The organism is Poseidonocella sedimentorum, from assembly GCF_900116005.1.
In the GTDB taxonomy this organism is placed as follows: Bacteria; Pseudomonadota; Alphaproteobacteria; order Rhodobacterales; family Rhodobacteraceae; genus Poseidonocella; species Poseidonocella sedimentorum.
On sequence record NZ_FOYI01000001.1, the window covers coordinates 101,659 to 118,073 of the forward strand.

The 16,415-nt window shown below is 66.1% G+C and carries 18 protein-coding genes; 15 read left to right on the top strand and 3 right to left on the bottom strand.

All coding sequences use genetic code 11. The annotated features are described in order from the left end of the window. The first annotated feature begins 13 nt into the window (after positions 1-13). A complete protein-coding gene (locus BM353_RS00535; RefSeq protein WP_177220409.1) occupies positions 14-1,054 on the top strand; it encodes a hypothetical protein in 1,041 nt (346 codons plus the stop codon). Here the strand turns inward: BM353_RS00535 and BM353_RS00540 are convergent. Continuing rightward, entirely contained in the window at positions 1,037-1,720 is a 684-nt protein-coding gene (locus tag BM353_RS00540; protein WP_092075547.1) for a helix-turn-helix transcriptional regulator, read from the bottom strand. The two genes, BM353_RS00535 and BM353_RS00540, sit on opposite strands and share 18 nt — an antisense overlap. Positions 1,721-1,891: 171 nt before the next feature. Here BM353_RS00540 and tatA point away from each other — a divergent pair, with 171 nt between their 5' ends. From tatA to BM353_RS00600, 12 genes are all read left to right on the top strand, one after another. Then, a complete protein-coding gene (gene tatA / locus BM353_RS00545) occupies positions 1,892-2,107 on the top strand; it encodes a twin-arginine translocase TatA/TatE family subunit (RefSeq protein ID WP_092075549.1) in 216 nt (71 codons plus the stop codon). A gap of 6 nt (positions 2,108-2,113) precedes the next feature. Further along, positions 2,114-2,590, top strand: a complete 477-nt coding sequence (tatB, locus tag BM353_RS00550) for a Sec-independent protein translocase protein TatB (protein WP_092075551.1) — start codon at positions 2,114-2,116, stop codon at positions 2,588-2,590. After that, the gene (gene tatC, locus BM353_RS00555; RefSeq protein WP_092075553.1) at positions 2,587-3,468 is read left to right on the top strand and encodes a twin-arginine translocase subunit TatC; all 882 of its coding nucleotides are present in this window, start codon (positions 2,587-2,589) and stop codon (positions 3,466-3,468) included. The genes tatB and tatC overlap by 4 nt, the downstream gene beginning before the upstream one ends. Further along, a complete protein-coding gene (locus BM353_RS00560; RefSeq protein WP_092075555.1) occupies positions 3,461-4,303 on the top strand; it encodes an ATP-binding protein in 843 nt (280 codons plus the stop codon). The genes tatC and BM353_RS00560 overlap by 8 nt, the downstream gene beginning before the upstream one ends. A gap of 125 nt (positions 4,304-4,428) precedes the next feature. Then, positions 4,429-5,361, top strand: coding sequence for a UDP-N-acetylmuramate dehydrogenase (gene murB / locus BM353_RS00565; protein ID WP_425439375.1), 933 nt, complete (start codon positions 4,429-4,431; stop codon positions 5,359-5,361). A 97-nt stretch (positions 5,362-5,458) separates the two neighbouring features. Then, entirely contained in the window at positions 5,459-6,379 is a 921-nt protein-coding gene (locus BM353_RS00570) for a D-alanine--D-alanine ligase (RefSeq protein WP_092075557.1), read from the top strand. Continuing rightward, a complete protein-coding gene (locus tag BM353_RS00575; RefSeq protein ID WP_092075559.1) occupies positions 6,367-7,272 on the top strand; it encodes a cell division protein FtsQ/DivIB in 906 nt (301 codons plus the stop codon). Before BM353_RS00570 ends, BM353_RS00575 begins: the two co-directional genes overlap by 13 nt. Further along, complete coding sequence (gene ftsA / locus BM353_RS00580) at positions 7,273-8,607, top strand: cell division protein FtsA (RefSeq protein ID WP_092075561.1); 1,335 nt, start codon at positions 7,273-7,275, stop codon at positions 8,605-8,607. Between the two features lie 402 nt (positions 8,608-9,009). After that, on the top strand, positions 9,010-10,665 hold the full coding sequence (gene ftsZ, locus BM353_RS00585) for a cell division protein FtsZ (protein ID WP_092075563.1): 1,656 nt from the start codon (positions 9,010-9,012) through the stop codon (positions 10,663-10,665). Positions 10,666-10,905: 240 nt separating this feature from the next. Further along, complete coding sequence (lpxC, locus tag BM353_RS00590; RefSeq protein ID WP_092075565.1) at positions 10,906-11,826, top strand: UDP-3-O-acyl-N-acetylglucosamine deacetylase; 921 nt, start codon at positions 10,906-10,908, stop codon at positions 11,824-11,826. Positions 11,827-11,984: 158 nt separating this feature from the next. Continuing rightward, positions 11,985-13,496, top strand: a complete 1,512-nt coding sequence (gene gatB, locus BM353_RS00595) for an Asp-tRNA(Asn)/Glu-tRNA(Gln) amidotransferase subunit GatB (RefSeq protein WP_092075567.1) — start codon at positions 11,985-11,987, stop codon at positions 13,494-13,496. A 265-nt stretch (positions 13,497-13,761) separates the two neighbouring features. Beyond that, positions 13,762-14,160, top strand: coding sequence for a DUF4177 domain-containing protein (locus BM353_RS00600; protein WP_092075569.1), 399 nt, complete (start codon positions 13,762-13,764; stop codon positions 14,158-14,160). 108 nt (positions 14,161-14,268) lie between these two features. Here the strand turns inward: BM353_RS00600 and BM353_RS00605 are convergent, their stop codons facing one another. Next, the gene (locus BM353_RS00605; protein ID WP_092075571.1) at positions 14,269-14,793 is read right to left on the bottom strand and encodes a VPLPA-CTERM sorting domain-containing protein; all 525 of its coding nucleotides are present in this window, start codon (positions 14,791-14,793) and stop codon (positions 14,269-14,271) included. A 131-nt stretch (positions 14,794-14,924) separates the two neighbouring features. Beyond that, positions 14,925-15,182, bottom strand: a complete 258-nt coding sequence (locus tag BM353_RS00610; protein ID WP_092075573.1) for a BolA family protein — start codon at positions 15,180-15,182, stop codon at positions 14,925-14,927. A 74-nt stretch (positions 15,183-15,256) separates the two neighbouring features. Here BM353_RS00610 and BM353_RS00615 point away from each other — a divergent pair, with 74 nt between their 5' ends. Continuing rightward, complete coding sequence (locus tag BM353_RS00615; protein WP_092075575.1) at positions 15,257-15,880, top strand: DnaJ domain-containing protein; 624 nt, start codon at positions 15,257-15,259, stop codon at positions 15,878-15,880. Between the two features lie 114 nt (positions 15,881-15,994). Then, positions 15,995-16,393: a response regulator gene (locus BM353_RS00620; RefSeq protein WP_092075577.1), complete on the top strand. Its 399-nt coding sequence runs from the start codon at positions 15,995-15,997 to the stop codon at positions 16,391-16,393. Positions 16,394-16,415: the final 22 nt, after the last annotated feature.

Consider the following 16,415-nt stretch of genomic DNA (forward strand, 5'->3'; position numbering starts at 1 on the left):
GGCAGGGGGCGCCATGCGAGGGACGGGGTTCAGCCGAAGCGACGTGCGGCCGATCCACTTTCTGATCATGGCCGGACCGCTGCTGTTGTTCATGCTGAACCCGCTGATCATCCAGCGGATCGGCGTGCCGGTCCTGCCGGTCGATGCCTCCATCCTGCGGGCGGACGGGGATTTCCTCGAAGCGGCGGGGCGCAGCCGGTTCTTCGCCGGGTGTCTCTTCATGAGCATGATCGTGGTGCTGGCGCTGGTGGCCTTTGCGGTCGAGCTCGCGGGCCCCTTGACCCGGCGCAGCCGGGCGCTCGCGCTGGGTGTTTTCGCCCTGACACAGATCCCGGTCTGGACCTCTATACTTGCCCATCAGCGCGCGGGCGAGGCGGTCTGGCGCTCTTATCACCAACTTGGCGACGGTGTCATGGCGGCGGTGCTCGCGCGGGGGCGCGTGCCGGTTTGCGAGGAGGGCGCGCGGCTCCTTGGCGTCTTCCCCTGCGGCCCCGAGCCGGGCCTGACGCTCTTCCGCACGCTGCTTGATCTGCTCAACGCGCTCTCGGGCGCGGGCGTTGCCGCGCTGGTCCTCGGCATGATCCTCTGCCTGGGCCGTCCCCGCCCGCCCGCCGGCATCCCCGCCCGGGTCTACCACCTCGGCCGCGCCCAACTGGTCAGCCGCCGGTTCCTCTATCTCGCGGGCCTTTTGCTCACCTCGGGCATGTTCGTGACCATCAGCTGGATGCATTGGCCCCTCCCGCTGGTGCGGCCGGAACTCCGCGCCGACTATCGCGCCGTGCTCGATGCGCTGCTGCTTTATTCGGGCGTGTTCTACACCATGCTTATCCTGATCGGCTTCGGCCCGGTCCTGTTGGTGCAGGCGCGACAGGCGGACCGGCTGGCGATGGAGGCGCTGCGCGAGGGCGGGGCCGCGATCCCCAGCGTCCGGGATCTGCAGCGCTGGAAGGAAGAGGCGGGGCTGGCGGTCAGCGAGGTGCAGATGCTGCAGAACCTTCTCGCCGCCGGGGCGCCGCTGATGGCCGGGGTTGCGGGGTCATTCGCGCCCTTCTGACGGCCCGTCGTGATGCGCGAGGTAGTCCGCAAGCCGCTTGCCAGCCTCATCGACAAACAGCCCCGGCAGGACCTCAAGCGTCTCGATCCGGTCGATCGGCAGCACGACGAACTCCGCCGGCTCCTCCGTCCAGGCGATCCCTGTCCAGACCCGGCCCCAGTAGTCGAGCTTGAGCGGGCGGAGCGTCAGTATCTGACCCTCGGCGAGGCGCGCCCGGAGCTTTTGCCGGCTGCGGATCGCCGCGCGGAAGACCGGCATGTGGCGAAACCCCCGCGCCGCGGCGGCAAAGGCGCCGGTGGCAAAGCCGGGCGCAAGCGGCGCGGAGGAGCGATCTTCGGGCAGGACCGCGTCGATCTTGCCCGCCAGCGCTGTCGCCGCCGCCCGCATATCCGCATCTGGCCCCTGGGCAACGACAGCCAGCCCGAGGTGCAGCGCGGCCAGCTCCTCATCCGTCAGGTTCAAGGGGGGCAGGGTGACCGCGGCCTTGGCGGTGTAGCCCAGCCCGCGCTCGCCCTCGATCGGCACGCCCGAGGCCGCGAGCGTCTCCATGTCGCGATAGATCGTCCGCATCGAGACGCCAAGCTTGCGCGCCATGTCCTCCGCCCGGTGCAGCCGCCCGTCGCGCAGGATGGCGATAAGGTCAAGAAGCCTGTCGGATCGGCGCATGGGGGCTCCTGTGGCGGGAATTCCGGCCCCTATACTGACAGAATTCCGGCAACTGACAACTAATTGACAAAAATTCCGCACAGCCCCCGCCGGACACACCTCTTTGCCACTTTTACAACGCTCCGCATGGGGCTAGAGACGTCCTCATGACGGCGAGAAAGGATTGTCCGGATGCTTAACAATATCGGCCTTCCCGGCCTGCTTCTCATTGCGGTGGTGGTTCTGGTGCTCTTCGGGCGCGGCAAGATCGCCAATCTCATGGGCGAGGTCGGCAAGGGGATCACCGCGTTCAAGAAGGGCGTGAACGAGGGCACCAAGGAAATCGAGGACGGCGCGGCCGACACGGCCAAGGACGTCACCCCCGAAAACGAGAAAGACAAGGCGTAAACGCATATGTTCGGCATGGGCTGGACCGAGCTCCTGGTCATCGGAATCGTGGCGCTGATCGTGGTGGGGCCAAAGGATCTGCCCGTGCTGTTCCGCACGCTGGGGCAGTTTACGGGCAAGATGCGCGGGATGGCCCGCGAGTTCAGCCGGGCGATGAACGATGCCGCCGATCACGCCGGCGTCTCCGACATCCAGAAGACGCTCAAGACCGCGACGGATCCGGTCGGCAAGGCGATGGACGGGGTGCGCGATGCGGCCCGCTCGATGACCGATATCGACCCGGGTAAGCCCGACTCCAAGCCCGGCCCGAAACCCGCCGAGATGACCGAGGATCGCGCCGCCGTTGCCAAGAAGATCGAGGCCGCCACCGCCCGCAAGACCGCCGAGCGCAAGGCGCAGGAGGCCGAGGAGGCCCGCCGGATCGCCGACCGCGCGGAAGCCAGCGCCGCCGAGCCCGCCCCCAAACCTGAGGGTGACGCATGACCACCCAGGACGAGATCGACGACAGCGCCGCCCCTCTGATCGAACATCTGGCCGAGCTGCGCACCCGCCTGATCCACTGCGTGGTGGCCTTCATCATCGGCATGGTGCTCTGCTTCACCATCTCCCAGCCGATCTTCAACTTCCTGACCGCTCCGCTCTGTCAGGTGCTGGCCGAGCGCGGGCAGGATTGCGACCTGATCTTCATCTCGCCGCAAGAGGGCTTCTTCGTCGCGATCAAGGTCTCGCTGCTGGGCGGGTTCATCCTCGCCTTCCCCTACATCGCGAACCAGCTCTGGCGCTTCGTCGCGCCCGGCCTCTACAAATCCGAAAAGGGCGCGTTCCTGCCCTTCCTCGTCGCGTCCCCCTTCATGTTCTTCCTCGGCGCGGGCTTCGCCTTCTACGTGGTGACCCCGCTCGCCTATGATTTCTTCCTGGGCTTCCAGCAATTCGGCAACGAGGGGCAGGCGCTCCCGTCCCAACCCGAAGCCAACCAGCCCGGCCTCTCGGTCGTGTTTCAGGGCTCGGCCCAGGAATACCTCAACCTCACGGTAAAGTTCATCGTGGCCTTCGGCCTGTGCTTCCAGCTCCCCGTGCTGCTCACGCTCATGGGCAAGGCCGGGCTCGTCTCCGCCGAGGGCCTTGGCAACGTGCGCAAATATGCCGTGGTCGCGATCCTCGTCCTCGCCGCTCTCGTGACCCCACCGGATGTCATCACGCAGGTGATCCTCTTCGTGGTGGTCTATGGGCTCTACGAGATTTCCATCCTCCTTGTCGCCCGCGTCGAAAAGAAACGCGAAGCCGCGCTGCGCGCCGAAGGGCTCTGGTTCGAGGATGACGAAGACGAAAAGGACACATCGAAAGATCAGGCGGATGTCTGACGACACCTTGAAGCGCATCGCCCAAGCCATCGAACGGCTCGCCCCCGCGCCGCCTGTCCCGCCCGACTTCGACGCCGCCGACGCCTTCGTGTGGCAGGTAGAGCCCGACCGCCTCGCGCCCGTGCCCCTGGTCTCCCGGGTCGACCTGTCGCTGCTGCTCGGCATCGATCGCGCCCGCGACACGCTGCTCGACAACACGCGCCAGTTCGCCAGGGGCCTGCCCGCCAACAACGCCCTCCTCTGGGGCGCGCGCGGCATGGGCAAAAGCTCCCTCGTGAAAGCCATCCATGCGGCGGTTCACTCCGAAGGCCTTCCGCTCAAGATCGTCGAGCTCCAGCGCGAAGACCTCCCCAGCGTGACCCGCCTGCTGACCCAGCTCCGCACCGCGCCGCACCGTTTCGTCCTCTTCTGTGATGACCTCTCCTTCAGCCACGACGACCAGCATTACAAATCGCTCAAAGCCGTGCTCGACGGCGGCATCGAAGGACGCCCCGACAACGTCCTGTTCTACGCCACCTCCAACCGCCGCCACCTCATGCCGCGCGACATGATCGAAAACGAACGCGCCAGCGCGATTTCTCCCAGCGAAGCCACCGAAGAAAAGGTCTCGCTCTCCGACCGCTTCGGCCTCTGGCTCGGCTTCCACCCCTGCACCCAGGACGACTACCTCGCCATGATCGACGGCTACTGCGCCGCCCACGGCCTCCAGATCGACCCCGCGACCCTGCGCGCCGAGGCCATCGAATGGCAAGCCACCCGCGGCGCCCGCTCCGGCCGCGTCGCCTGGCAATTCTTCACCGACCTCGCCGGCCGCCACGGCATCAGCCTCAGCTGACCCTTTCTTCTCTTTGAAAATACTCCGGGGGAGGCCGCGCCAGCGGCCGGGGGCGGAGCCCCCAACCCCGCCCATCCCCACAGCCGCGCCTTGACCTGCGGCCGCTCGCGCGGCAAGAGCGCGCCATGACCTTGCCTGACACCATGCCCAAACCGCGCGGCCGCCTGACCGAAAACCGCTCCCTCTCCGAGCTCACCTGGCTCCATGTCGGGGGCCCGGCGGAGCTCTTCTTCCAGCCCGAAGACGCAGGCGATCTCGCGGATTTCCTCGGGGCGCTCCCTACGGAAATCCCCGTCTTCCCGATGGGCGTGGGCTCCAACCTGATCGTTCGGGATGGCGGCATTCGCGGGGTGGTCATCCGCCTTGGGCGCGGCTTCAACTCTGTCGAGATCGAAGGCCAGACCGTCCGCGCCGGGGCCGCAGCGCTGGACGCGATGGTCGCCCGGCGTGCCGCCGCCGAGGGCGTGGACCTGACCTTCCTGCGCACCATCCCCGGCAGCATCGGCGGCGCTGTGCGCATGAATGCGGGCTGCTACGGCAGCTACATCGCCGATGTGCTGGTCTCGGCCCGGGCCGTTACCCGGCGGGGGGACATCATCGAACTTAGCCCCGAAGACCTGAAATTCGGCTACCGCCAGAGCAGCTTGCCCGAGGGCGCTGTCCTGATCGAGGCCACCTTGCGCGGCGCGCCCGGCGAGCCCGCCGTGCTGGACGCGCGGATGGAGGATCAACTGGCCCGCCGCAACGCAAGCCAGCCGGTCAAGGACCGCACCGCCGGATCGACCTTCCGAAACCCCGCGGGCTTTTCGTCCACAGGTGCGGCCGACGACAGCCACGAGCTCAAGGCGTGGAAGGTCATCGACGATGCCGGCCTGCGCGGCGCGACGCTCGGCGGGGCGGTGATGAACCAAAAGCACCCGAACTTTCTGACCAACGCTGGGGATGCCACGGCGGCAGATCTCGAAAACCTCGGCGAGATGGTGCGGAAAAAGGTTTACCTTGCGCTCGGGCTGGAGCTAGACTGGGAGATCATGAGGGTCGGCGAACCGGCCCCTTGATACATTGACTACAGGCGCGCCGACCAGTGACCCCACCAGAGGGCGCAAGGGCGGAAAAATCACAAGAGGGCACGAGCCCCGGTATTGAGGTACAGGTTTGGGCGGATCGAGCAGATCAGCTCCGACAGTTGCGGTTTTGATGGGTGGTCCTTCCGTGGAGCGGGAGGTGTCGCTGTCGAGCGGGCGCGAATGCGCCGCCGCGCTGCGGGAAGTCGGGTTCCGCGTCGAGGAGATCGACGCCGGGCCCGATCTTGCGTCCCGTCTTTCCGCGCTGTCTCCAGATGTGGTCTTCAACGCGCTGCATGGTCGGTGGGGCGAAGATGGCGCTGTGCAGGGGCTGCTCGAATGGATGCGGCTGCCCTACACGCATTCCGGCATTCTCGCCTCGGCTCTCGCCATGGACAAACAGCGCAGCAAGGCCGCCTTCGCCGAAGCGGGCCTCCCGGTGGTCGAGAGCCGGCTGGTCCCGCGCGGCGAGGTTGAAGCCGGCCATGTCCTCGCGCCGCCATATGTGGTCAAGCCCAACAACGAAGGCTCCAGCGTCGGGGTCTATCTCGTGCATGAAGCGAGCAACGGCCCGCCGAAGCTCTCGCCCGAGATGCCTGACACGGTCATGGTCGAACGGTTCGCGCCGGGCCGCGAGCTGACCACCGTGGTGCTGGGGGATCGGGCGCTGGAGGTCACCGATATCGAAACCGACGGCTGGTATGATTACGACGCGAAATACCGCCCCGGCGGCTCGCGTCATGTGATCCCCGCCCAGATCCCCGATGAAATCCGCGCGCTCTGCCTCGACTACGCCCTGCGCGCCCATGACGTGCTCGGCTGCCGGGGCATCACCCGGACCGATTTCCGCTGGGACGAGGCGCGCGGCGCGGAGGGACTCATCATCCTTGAGGTCAACACCCAGCCGGGCATGACCCCGACATCGCTCGCTCCAGAACAGGCGGCGGCGGTGGGGATGAGCTTTGGCGCGCTCTGCCGCTGGATTGTGGAGGATGCCTCATGCGATCGGTGATCTCCCTGCGCCGCCGGGAGCGTCGCGCCGGCGCAGACCGCCCCGACTACGCCCCCTCGCGGCTGGCCTATCGCGCCGAGCGGCTCTGGCTGACGCCGTCGGTGCGGCGGATCGTGCGGATCGGCCTGCCGCTCGTGCTCCTTGGTGGGGCCCTGGGCGGATACTTTGCCGATACGGGTCGGCGTGAGGCGGTGATCGCCGAGATTTCCGAGATGCGCTCCGCCTTCGAGGGGCGGCCGGAATTCGCCGTCAACCTCATGTCGATCGACGGGGCGAGCCCGGCCGTCGCGGCGGAGATCCGCGATGTGTTGCCGCTGCATTTCCCGGTCTCCTCCTTCGATCTCGATCTCGAAGCCATGCGCCAGACGGTGCGCGGGCTCGATGCGGTGGCCGAGGCCGCCTTGCGCATTCGCCCCGGCGGGGTGCTGGAGCTGCGGGTCGTGGAGCGTGTCCCCGCGCTGATCTGGAAACACGCCGCGGGCGTCGATCTGATCGATGCGAGCGGGGCGTTTGTCGCGCCGCTGGCCATGCGCGGCGGGCAGGCCGACCTGCCGCTCATCGCGGGTGAGGGGGCGGCGGACCATGCGGGCGAGGCCATGGCGCTGCTGGCGGCCGCGCGGCCGCTGGGCGCTCGCGTGCTCGGGCTGGTGCGGATCGGCGCGCGCCGCTGGGATGTGGTGCTTGACCGTGAACAGCGGATCCTGCTGCCCGAAACGGGGGCTGTCGAGGCGCTGCGCCGGGCGCTGGCGCTCAATGCCGCGCAGGACATGCTGGAGCGCGATGTGGCCACGGTCGATCTGCGCAATCCGCAGCGGCCGACCCTGCGCCTCTCGCAGGACGCACTGGCCGAATACCACCGGATCACAACGTTAAACACGAGGGCAGGGCAGTAGATGATCGAGCTTTATCAATCCCAGCGGGCCATGCGGGCCATGCGCAAGGCGGCGATGCAGCGCGGCGTGGTGGCGATCCTCGACATCGGGACATCCAAGGTCGCCTGTCTTGTGCTGCGCTTCGATGGCGCGCCCGAAGTGCCGGAAGGCGAGGGCGTGGGCTCGCTCGCGGGGCAGGCGGGGTTTCGCGTGATCGGCGCCGCGACGACGCGCTCGCGCGGGGTGCGCTTTGGTGAGATCGAGGCGATGGGCGAGGCCGAGCGGGCGATCCGCACGGCGATCCAAGCCGCCCAGAAAATGGCCGGGATCCGGGTCGATCACGCGATTGCGTGCCTCTCTGGGGCTCGGCCGCGCAGCTACGGGCTTGAGGGCCGGGTCGATATCGGCGGCGGCGAAGTGCGCGAGCAGGATGTCGCCCGGGTGCTCGCGGCCTGCGAGGTGCCGGACCTCGGCGAGGGGCGCGAGGTGCTCCACGCCCAGCCGATCAACTTCGCGCTCGATCACCGCTCGGGCCTGTCGGATCCGCGCGGCCAGATCGGGCAGGACCTCGCGACCGACATGCACATGCTGACCGTCGACGCCACCGCGATGCGCAACCTCGCCCATTGCATCAAGCGCTGCGATCTGGAGCTCGCCGGGATCGCCTCAGCCTCTTACATGTCCGGCGTCTCGGCGCTGGTGGAGGATGAGCAGGAGCTCGGCGCGGCCTGCATCGACCTCGGCGGCGGGACCACGGGCGTGTCGATCTTCATCCGCAAACACATGATTTTCGCCGATACCGTGCGGCTCGGGGGCGATCACGTGACCTCCGATATCTCGCTCGGGCTCGGCATTCCGATGGCCAACGCCGAGCGGATCAAGACCTTCTACGGCGGCGTGGTTGCCACCGGCATGGACGACCGCGAGATGATCGAGATCGGCGGCGAGACCGGCGATTGGGAGCTGGACCGGCGCACCGTGTCGCGGGCCGAGCTCATCGGCATCATCCGGCCCCGCGTCGAGGAGATCCTGGAGGAGGCGCGGGCGCGGCTTGATGCGGCGGGGTTCGACCACCTGCCGAGCCAGCAGATCGTCCTTACCGGCGGCGCGAGCCAGCTGCCTGGCATCGACAGCCTCGCCGCGCGCATCCTCGGCCAGCAGGTCCGCATGGGCCGGCCGCTGCGCGTCCAGGGTCTGCCGCAGGCCGCAACCGGGCCGGGCTTTGCCGGCGCGGTCGGGCTCACGCTCTTTGCCGCCCATCCACAGGACGAATGGTGGGATTTCGAGATCCCGATGGAAAGCTATCCCGCCCGGAGCCTCAAGCGGGCCATGCGGTGGGTGCGCGAAAACTGGTAAACCGGGGCGCAGGCACGCAGATTTTTGCGTGACAGTCCCAAACGGAGCGGGTAGCAAGACAACAGATCGGGTTTGAACCCGGCGAGAGGCGCGAGCAGGTGCCTGAAATTTCGAGACTGTTTCGCGCGCCCGTGGTGCGCGGCGATCCGTTGCGCATTGGGGTATGCGCACCGGGTTCTTTGTGTGCGTGTGGGTGGTTAACACAAGATCGGCCGCTATGAGCGAAATACCGCGGAATCGTGCGAGCGACTCCCATATTTTGTGGTTTTCGGGTGTTTTTCACGTGACGAGGCGGTAAGATTGCGCAATACTTGGCCCACAAAAGCGGCAGCAGGTTAATTGCCGCAGTGAGGCGGCAAAACGTCGTGGCAGCGGCGGTTAAAAACAGCAGGCGGACAACACATGACATTGAATCTCTCGGTTCCGGGTCAGGAAGAGCTCAAACCACGCATCACCGTTTTCGGCGTTGGTGGCGCCGGGGGCAATGCGGTCAACAACATGATCCAGAAGGAGCTTGGCGGCGTCGATTTCGTAACCGCCAACACCGATGCGCAGGCGCTTCAGCAGTCGTTCTCGCCGTCCAAGGTGCAGCTCGGGGTCAAGGTGACCGAAGGGCTCGGCGCGGGCGCGCGGCCCTCGGTTGGCGCCGCCGCCGCCGAGGAGAGCATCGAGCAGATCGTTGACTACCTCGCGGGTGCGCACATGTGCTTCATCACCGCCGGCATGGGCGGCGGCACGGGCACCGGCGCGGCCCCGATCATCGCCCAGGCGGCGCGCGAGCTCGGCGTTCTGACCGTCGGGGTCGTCACCAAGCCGTTCCAGTTCGAGGGCATCAAGCGGATGCGTCAGGCCGAAGAGGGCGTCGAAGCGCTCCAGAAGGTCGTCGATACGCTGATCATCATTCCCAACCAGAACCTCTTCCGGTTGGCGAACGAGAAAACCACCTTTACCGAAGCCTTCTCCATGGCCGATGACGTGCTCTACCAGGGCGTCAAGGGGGTGACCGATCTGATGGTCCGCCCGGGCCTCATCAACCTCGATTTCGCCGACGTGCGCGCGGTGATGGACGAGATGGGCAAGGCGATGATGGGCACGGGCGAGGCGTCCGGCGAAGATCGCGCGATCCAGGCCGCCGAGAAGGCGATCGCCAACCCGCTGCTCGACGAGATCAGCCTCCGCGGCGCGAAGGGTGTTCTCATCAACATCACCGGCAGCCATGACCTCACGCTCTTCGAGCTCGATGAAGCGGCCAACCGCATTCGCGAAGAGGTGGACCCGGACGCCAACATCATCGTCGGCTCGACGCTCGACACCGACATGGAAGGCAGCATGCGCGTTTCGGTCGTCGCGACCGGGATCGACGCGAGCGAGGACGCAGGCGAAATGCCGGTCGCCCGGCGCAGCCTGCGCGAGCCGCTCAAGCCGACCGTCATGGCCGAAGAGACCCCCGAAGAGGTCGCCCCGGCTGCTGCTGTCGCCGCGACGGCGGGCCCTGCGGTTGCCGCCAGCATGGACACCGAGCCTTCGCTCTTCGAAGGGTTCGATCCTTCGCCCGAAGTGATCGAGACGCCGGCATTCGCCGGAGACGACCTCCCCCCGCCGGCCTATCAGCCGCAGGTGGCGAGCTTCCCGTCCGGGGCTGCCGCGCAGCCCGAACAGGCGGCACATGCCGCGCCGGGGACTCCCTCCGAGGCGACGCTCGCCCGGTTGCGCGCCGCGGTGCAACACGTGCCCGACGGGGCGCCCGCGCAGGGTCACGCCCCGGCCGCGCAGGGGCATGGCTACGGTGCCCCCCAGCAGCATCAGCCGCAACCCTACGCCCAGCCGCAGGCCGAGCAGCCGCCGCGCGCCGTCCCAGATGCCGCCGAGAAAAGCCGTTTCGGCATCAACTCGCTCATCAACCGGATGACCGGCCACAACGAGCCCCGCGAGACCGATGGGGCCCTGCGCCAGCCGCGACAGCAACCGCCCGTGCGCGGCTATCAGGAAGACCCGGCGCTCGAAGCCGGGGACGAAAAGATCGAAATCCCCGCCTTCCTGCGCCGTCAGGCCAACTGACGCCGGGAATTGCACAATAAACAGGCAAGGCCGCTCCCCCGGGGCGGCCTTTTTCGTTCCAGTTGTCTGTAAACCGGCAAAAACCTGTGGATCGGCGCGCGCCCGCCCCGCGATGTTGCAAACCGTAGCAAAGATTGAGTTGAGCCTTCTGGTGGGCTTGCTTATCGACAACATGAACGGGCGCCAGAAACGCGTATCGCTTGCCCGTTGCCGTAGAAGAGTAACAGTTTGAGGCCAGTCTTGCAGACGACGCTGAGATCACCGGTGACTTTCAAGGGACAGGGGCTCCATTCGGGGCGGCCTGCGATCCTGACGTTGCACCCGGCGCCTGCCAACCACGGGGTGCAGTTCCTGCGCCGGGATGTGGCGTTGGGCATCGGCGCTGTGCCTGCGCGGTTCGACGCGGTGAACCAGTCCCCGCTCTGCACCCGGCTTCAGAATACCCATGGCGTCAGCGTTTCGACCGTCGAACACCTGATGGCCGCGCTGGCGGGCTGCGGGGTGCACAACGTGCGTGCCGAGCTTGACGGGCCTGAGATCCCGATCCTCGACGGCAGCGCCGCGCCTTTCGTGCGCGGGATCTTCAAGGCCGGGATCAAGCCGCTCAATGCCGAGCTGCGCGCGATCCGCGTGCTCCGCCCGGTCAGTGTTGCCCGCGGGGAGGCCACGGCCGCGCTCGCGCCGCATGACCGGATGCACATCGATTTCCATATCGACTTCGACGACGCCGCCATCGGCACCCAGGAGCGCAGCCTGTCGCTCGCCAACGGCGCCTTTGCCCGCGTCCTCTCCGACAGCCGGACCTTCTGCCGTCAGGCGGAGGTCGAGGCGATGCGGGAGCAGGGGCTCGCCCTTGGCGGGACCTATGAGAACGCCGTGGTGGTCGATGGGGACAAGGTCCTGAGCCCCGGTGGGTTGCGCCATGACGACGAGGCGGTGCGCCACAAGATGCTCGACGCGCTCGGCGATCTGGCGCTTGCCGGCCTGCCCATCCTCGGGCGCTACACCGGCTACCGCGCGGGCCATGCGCTGACCAACGACCTGTTGCGCGCGCTCTTTGCGGATCCGGCGAATTTCGAGATCGTGACCTGCGATGTCGAGACCGCCTCGCGCCTGCCCGGCTCCGGGCTGCACCTGAGTGATATCCCGCAGGTCGCCTGACCCACACCGCCTGACCTGCACCTCCTGAACGGGCGCCGCTGATCTGCACAACCCGATCCGGCCGCAACCGCCGAAGTCGCGCGCGCTCTTGCCGCCCGCGCGCACCTGTCCTAAGACGCCTCTGATCACACGCCCCTGATCCGGCGAAGGAGAGAGACATGCTTGACCTGAGTTTTGAGTCCCCCAAACCCAAGGTGATCGCGGGCGCGAAACACGATTGGGAGCTGGTGATCGGGATGGAAGTCCATGCCCAGGTCGCCTCGAAGGCCAAGCTCTTCTCCGGCGCCTCGACCCGGTTTGGCGCTGAGCCCAACTCCAACGTCTCCTTTGTTGACGCGGCAATGCCGGGGATGCTGCCGGTGATCAACGAGTTCTGCGTGGCCCAAGCGGTGCGCACCGGGCTCGGGCTCAAGGCCGAGATCAACCTCTTCAGCGCGTTTGACCGCAAGAACTACTTCTATCCCGATCTGCCGCAGGGCTACCAGATTTCGCAGCTCTACCACCCGATCGTGGGCGAGGGCGAGGTGATCGTCGACATGGAGCCGGGCGTCGCGCGGCGAGTCCGGATCGAGCGCATCCACCTCGAACAGGACGCGGGCAAATCGATCCATGACATGGATCCGGCCATGTCCTTCGTCGATCTCAACCGCACCGGCGTCGCGTTGATGGAGATCGTCTCGCGCCCCGACATTCGCGGCCCGGAAGAGGCAGCGGCCTATGTGACCAAGCTGCGCCAGATCCTGCGCTATCTCGGGACCTGCGATGGCAACATGCAAAACGGCAACCTGCGGGCGGACGTGAACGTCTCGGTCTGCCGTCCCGGGCAGTATGAGAAATACCAGGAGACGCAGGATTTCTCGCATCTCGGGACGCGCTGCGAGATCAAGAACATGAACTCCATGCGGTTCATCCAGGCCGCGATTGACTACGAGGCCAAGCGCCAGATCGCCATTCTCGAAGCGGGCGGCTCGATCGATCAGGAGACGCGGCTCTACGATCCCGACAAGGGCGAGACGCGCTCGATGCGCTCCAAGGAAGAGGCGCATGATTACCGTTACTTCCCCGATCCCGACCTGCTCCCGCTGGAGATCGAACAGGCTTGGGTCGATGAGATCGCGGCCTCGCTGCCGGAGCTGCCGGACCAGAAGAAGGCGCGGTTCGTGGCCGATTTCGGCCTCAGCGAATATGACGCTTCGGTTCTGACTGCCGATGTGGTCTCGGCCGATTACTTCGAGAAGGTCGCCGCGGGGCGCGATGGCAAGATGGCCGCAAACTGGGTCATCAACGAGCTTTTCGGCCGGCTGAAGAAGGAAGGCCACGAGATCACCGAGAGCCCGGTCAGCCCCGAGCAGCTCGGCGCGATCATCGGCCTCATCCAGAAGGGCGACATTTCGGGCAAGATCGCCAAGGACCTGTTCGAGATCGTCTACACCGAGGGCGGCAACCCCGAGGAGATCGTCGAGGCGCGCGGCATGAAGCAGGTCACCGACACCGGCGCGATCGAGGCGGCGGTGGACGAGGTGATCGCGGCGAACCCGGACCAGGTGGAGAAGGCCAAGGCCAACCCCAAGCTCGCGGGTTGGTTCGTGGGGCAAGTCATGAAGGCGACTGGCGGCAAGGCCAACCCCAAGGCGGTCAACGCGTTGGTGAGCGCCAAGCTCGGGCTCTGAAGCCCGGGCCGCGTGGCCCACTTGCGATTCGCGGATCAGGCCTTTCGAGCGCGGGGATTTCCTTCCGCGCGGGCTGCCTGCAGCGAAGGCCCCTCAAAGCGCTTCGAATTATTTGAACCGGATCAAGGTCTTGGCGCCGGGTCGGGATTTCCCGTCTTGCAATAAACTTGACGCGCGGTAACAGGAACGCGTTGGAACCTTACCAGTGTGTAAACGTTACAGCTGTGAGAACCGTAGAGTTTGGCAGTTGTCAGGGGAGTGAGTTATGAAATTTGAGTACAAGGTTGTGGTTGCGCCGGTGCGCGGAACGAAGTCCAAAGGTGTACGCGGAACCGCCGAGCGTTTCGCGCTGTCCCTCGAAACCCAGATGAACGACTGCGCCGCCGAGGGCTGGGAATACCACCGGACCGAAACACTTCCCGCGCAACGCCGCGGCTGGCTCGGGCGCCGTCATGTCGAGGAACAGAACCTTTTGGTGTTCCGACGGGCTGTCGAGGAAGCGGCCGCCGAGCCCGCGCTTTCCCATTCCGCGAACATTGCCGCCGCCGTGTCGAACGGCGCCGCACCTGTCGCGCCCCCGATTGCCGATGATGAGGCCGCGGCCCGTGTCCGCCGCCTGTTCCGGCCCGAGACTGCCAACCCGCCGACCGTCGCCGCCGAGTAAGCGCTCGGGCGTTGCGGGCGTCGCCCCCCGCGAGCTAGCGACCATCGACCAAAATAAGACGGCCTCCCGAGAACTCGGGAGGCCGCTTCGTTTTCAGGAGAGCTTGGCTCAGGCCGCTTTGCGGCGCCGTGCTGCGATGCCGAGACCGCCAAGCGCCACGCCGAGCAAGGGCAGGGCGGCCGGAAGCGGCACGGGCGCGGGCGCGATGATGAAGTCCAGATCCGGACCAACGCTGTCGGTGCCGTAGGCGTCGCCGAAGACGAAGCTCAGCTTGGTGCTTTCACCGGCGGAGAGCGACTGATCAAACTTCAGCTTCGCCAGTTCGCCTTGCGCGACGAAGACCTGTTCGGAGCCGAAGCTCACGGTGACCCCGCCGAGAAAACCGGCCGTCACATCGTGTTGGTTCACGGTCACGGTCGCCATTACAGAGGACGCCAGGGCCGACGCGTTTTCAAAGGTGAATTCGTAGCTTCCGGCGCCGTCACCGTTGTCGAAGCCGGACTGGAAATCATAGGCGGTGCCGGAAATGTCATAGGTGCCGCCGGGTGCGGCGGTGCCGTTGATCGTGGCCGCGTTTGCCGCGAGGGGCAGGGTGGCGACGGTGGCTGCAGCGAGGATGGAACGAATTTGCATGGTAACTTCCCTTGTCTTGATTGACGCGCAACATGCGCGCACCGACCCAGTGCATCGGGAGGGCAAAGGTTCCGGAAAAGTTAAGAGATGTTAACCTGACGTTGAGTAAACCGGGTGCGGGGGCGCTTTGCTCAGGCCCCGATATCGAGCGAGAGCGCGTGGATCCGCGTGAGGATCTCCTGCCCGAGCGCCGCATGGACCGCGCGGTGCCGCGCGATGCGCGACTGGCCGGCGAAGGCAGGTGCGCGGATGGTGACGTTGAAGTGGCTCTCGCCCCCCTCGCGGAAGCCCGCATGGCCGCGGTGGCTTTCGCTGTCATCTTCGACGTCGAGCACGGTCGGCGCAAACGCATCGGTCAGCCTTGCGCGGATTTCTTCTGTCAACGACATTTTTAGACCGTTCCCTCTTCAATCTCTGCGCGCATCGTCTAGAGTATATCGCCTGAGTCGAAAAGGTGAGGCCCATGAGCGAGAACGATCCCTTCGGTTTCAATATGTCGGTCAAGGCGGCCAAGAAGAAAACCAGCCGCGGCCGCCGGGGCATGTCCGGAGCACAGGAAACATCAACGCGCGTTTGCGAAAAACCGGGCTGCGAGGCGCCGGGAAAGTATCGCGCGCCCAAGGCGCCCGACGTTCTCGATGATTTCTACTGGTTCTGTCAGGAACACGTGCGCGAGTACAATCTGAAATGGAATTTCTTTGACGGCACGACCGAGGCCGAGCTCAACGCGCAGATGTCCAAGGACCGGGTCTGGGAGCGCCAGACCAAGGAATGGGGCAACCCCGAAGCGCGGGCCTGGGCGCGGCTCGGGATCGAGGATCCGCATCAGGTGCTCGGCGACAACAGCACGCAAAACCCCGGCCGGCGCACCGGCGGCAAACGGCTTCCGCCCACCGAGCGGCGCGCGATCGACATCCTCGAAGCCAACGAGAACATGACGAAGACCGAGGTCCGCAAGGCCTACAAGAAGCTCATCAAGGTGCTGCACCCGGACATGAACGGCGGCGATCGGAGCCAGGAAGAACAGCTTCAGGAGGTGGTCTGGGCCTGGGATCAGATCAAGGAGAGCCGCAACTTCCGTGATTGAGTGCTGCTAGGGCAATAAATTGGGCGAAAACCGGCTCTTGCGATCTCCGCGTTAAGGTGTTGTTAAGGCTTGGGGCGCAGGTTTATTCAAAGTTAACGGTACTGGTGACGTCTCATGGACTGTTTGATTGTCGAGGATGACAACGATCTCGCCCTGACCTTCGAGGCCTGCCTTGTGGATCAGGGACACAGTGCGGCGGTGGCGCAGACGGTCGAGGAAGCCCTGATTGGCCTGCGCGATTTCAAATATGATCTTCTCCTGCTGGATTACGGCCTGCGCGATGACACCACGGAGGCCGTGGTGGATTATGCGGTCACCCGCTGCCCGCACATGAAAACCATGCTCATTACCGGATCTGGCGTCTTTCCCAACGGTGAGGCGCAGCGCTATTTTCCCGGGCTTGACTGGATCCTGCGCAAACCTGTGCCCCTTGCCGATCTGCTTGCTTTCGTCGACCACGCCGAGATGAGCCTGAGCAGAGACACAGGCCAACGCCGCGTACACGCTTTGTGACCCAGACGGACCGGCCGGACGG

What these genes read in the sequence shown, in the direction of transcription:
- BM353_RS00535 (WP_177220409.1), top strand. Translation starts at nt 14, where the DNA reads ATGCGAGGGACGGGGTTCAGCCGAAGCGACGTGCGGCCGATCCACTTT.
- BM353_RS00540 (WP_092075547.1), bottom strand. Translation starts at nt 1,720, where the DNA reads ATGCGCCGATCCGACAGGCTTCTTGACCTTATCGCCATCCTGCGCGAC.
- tatA (WP_092075549.1), top strand. Translation starts at nt 1,892, where the DNA reads ATGCTTAACAATATCGGCCTTCCCGGCCTGCTTCTCATTGCGGTGGTG.
- tatB (WP_092075551.1), top strand. Translation starts at nt 2,114, where the DNA reads ATGTTCGGCATGGGCTGGACCGAGCTCCTGGTCATCGGAATCGTGGCG.
- tatC (WP_092075553.1), top strand. Translation starts at nt 2,587, where the DNA reads ATGACCACCCAGGACGAGATCGACGACAGCGCCGCCCCTCTGATCGAA.
- BM353_RS00560 (WP_092075555.1), top strand. Translation starts at nt 3,461, where the DNA reads ATGTCTGACGACACCTTGAAGCGCATCGCCCAAGCCATCGAACGGCTC.
- murB (WP_425439375.1), top strand. Translation starts at nt 4,429, where the DNA reads ATGACCTTGCCTGACACCATGCCCAAACCGCGCGGCCGCCTGACCGAA.
- BM353_RS00575 (WP_092075559.1), top strand. Translation starts at nt 6,367, where the DNA reads ATGCGATCGGTGATCTCCCTGCGCCGCCGGGAGCGTCGCGCCGGCGCA.
- ftsA (WP_092075561.1), top strand. Translation starts at nt 7,273, where the DNA reads ATGATCGAGCTTTATCAATCCCAGCGGGCCATGCGGGCCATGCGCAAG.
- ftsZ (WP_092075563.1), top strand. Translation starts at nt 9,010, where the DNA reads ATGACATTGAATCTCTCGGTTCCGGGTCAGGAAGAGCTCAAACCACGC.
- gatB (WP_092075567.1), top strand. Translation starts at nt 11,985, where the DNA reads ATGCTTGACCTGAGTTTTGAGTCCCCCAAACCCAAGGTGATCGCGGGC.
- BM353_RS00600 (WP_092075569.1), top strand. Translation starts at nt 13,762, where the DNA reads ATGAAATTTGAGTACAAGGTTGTGGTTGCGCCGGTGCGCGGAACGAAG.
- BM353_RS00605 (WP_092075571.1), bottom strand. Translation starts at nt 14,793, where the DNA reads ATGCAAATTCGTTCCATCCTCGCTGCAGCCACCGTCGCCACCCTGCCC.
- BM353_RS00610 (WP_092075573.1), bottom strand. Translation starts at nt 15,182, where the DNA reads ATGTCGTTGACAGAAGAAATCCGCGCAAGGCTGACCGATGCGTTTGCG.
- BM353_RS00615 (WP_092075575.1), top strand. Translation starts at nt 15,257, where the DNA reads ATGAGCGAGAACGATCCCTTCGGTTTCAATATGTCGGTCAAGGCGGCC.
- BM353_RS00620 (WP_092075577.1), top strand. Translation starts at nt 15,995, where the DNA reads ATGGACTGTTTGATTGTCGAGGATGACAACGATCTCGCCCTGACCTTC.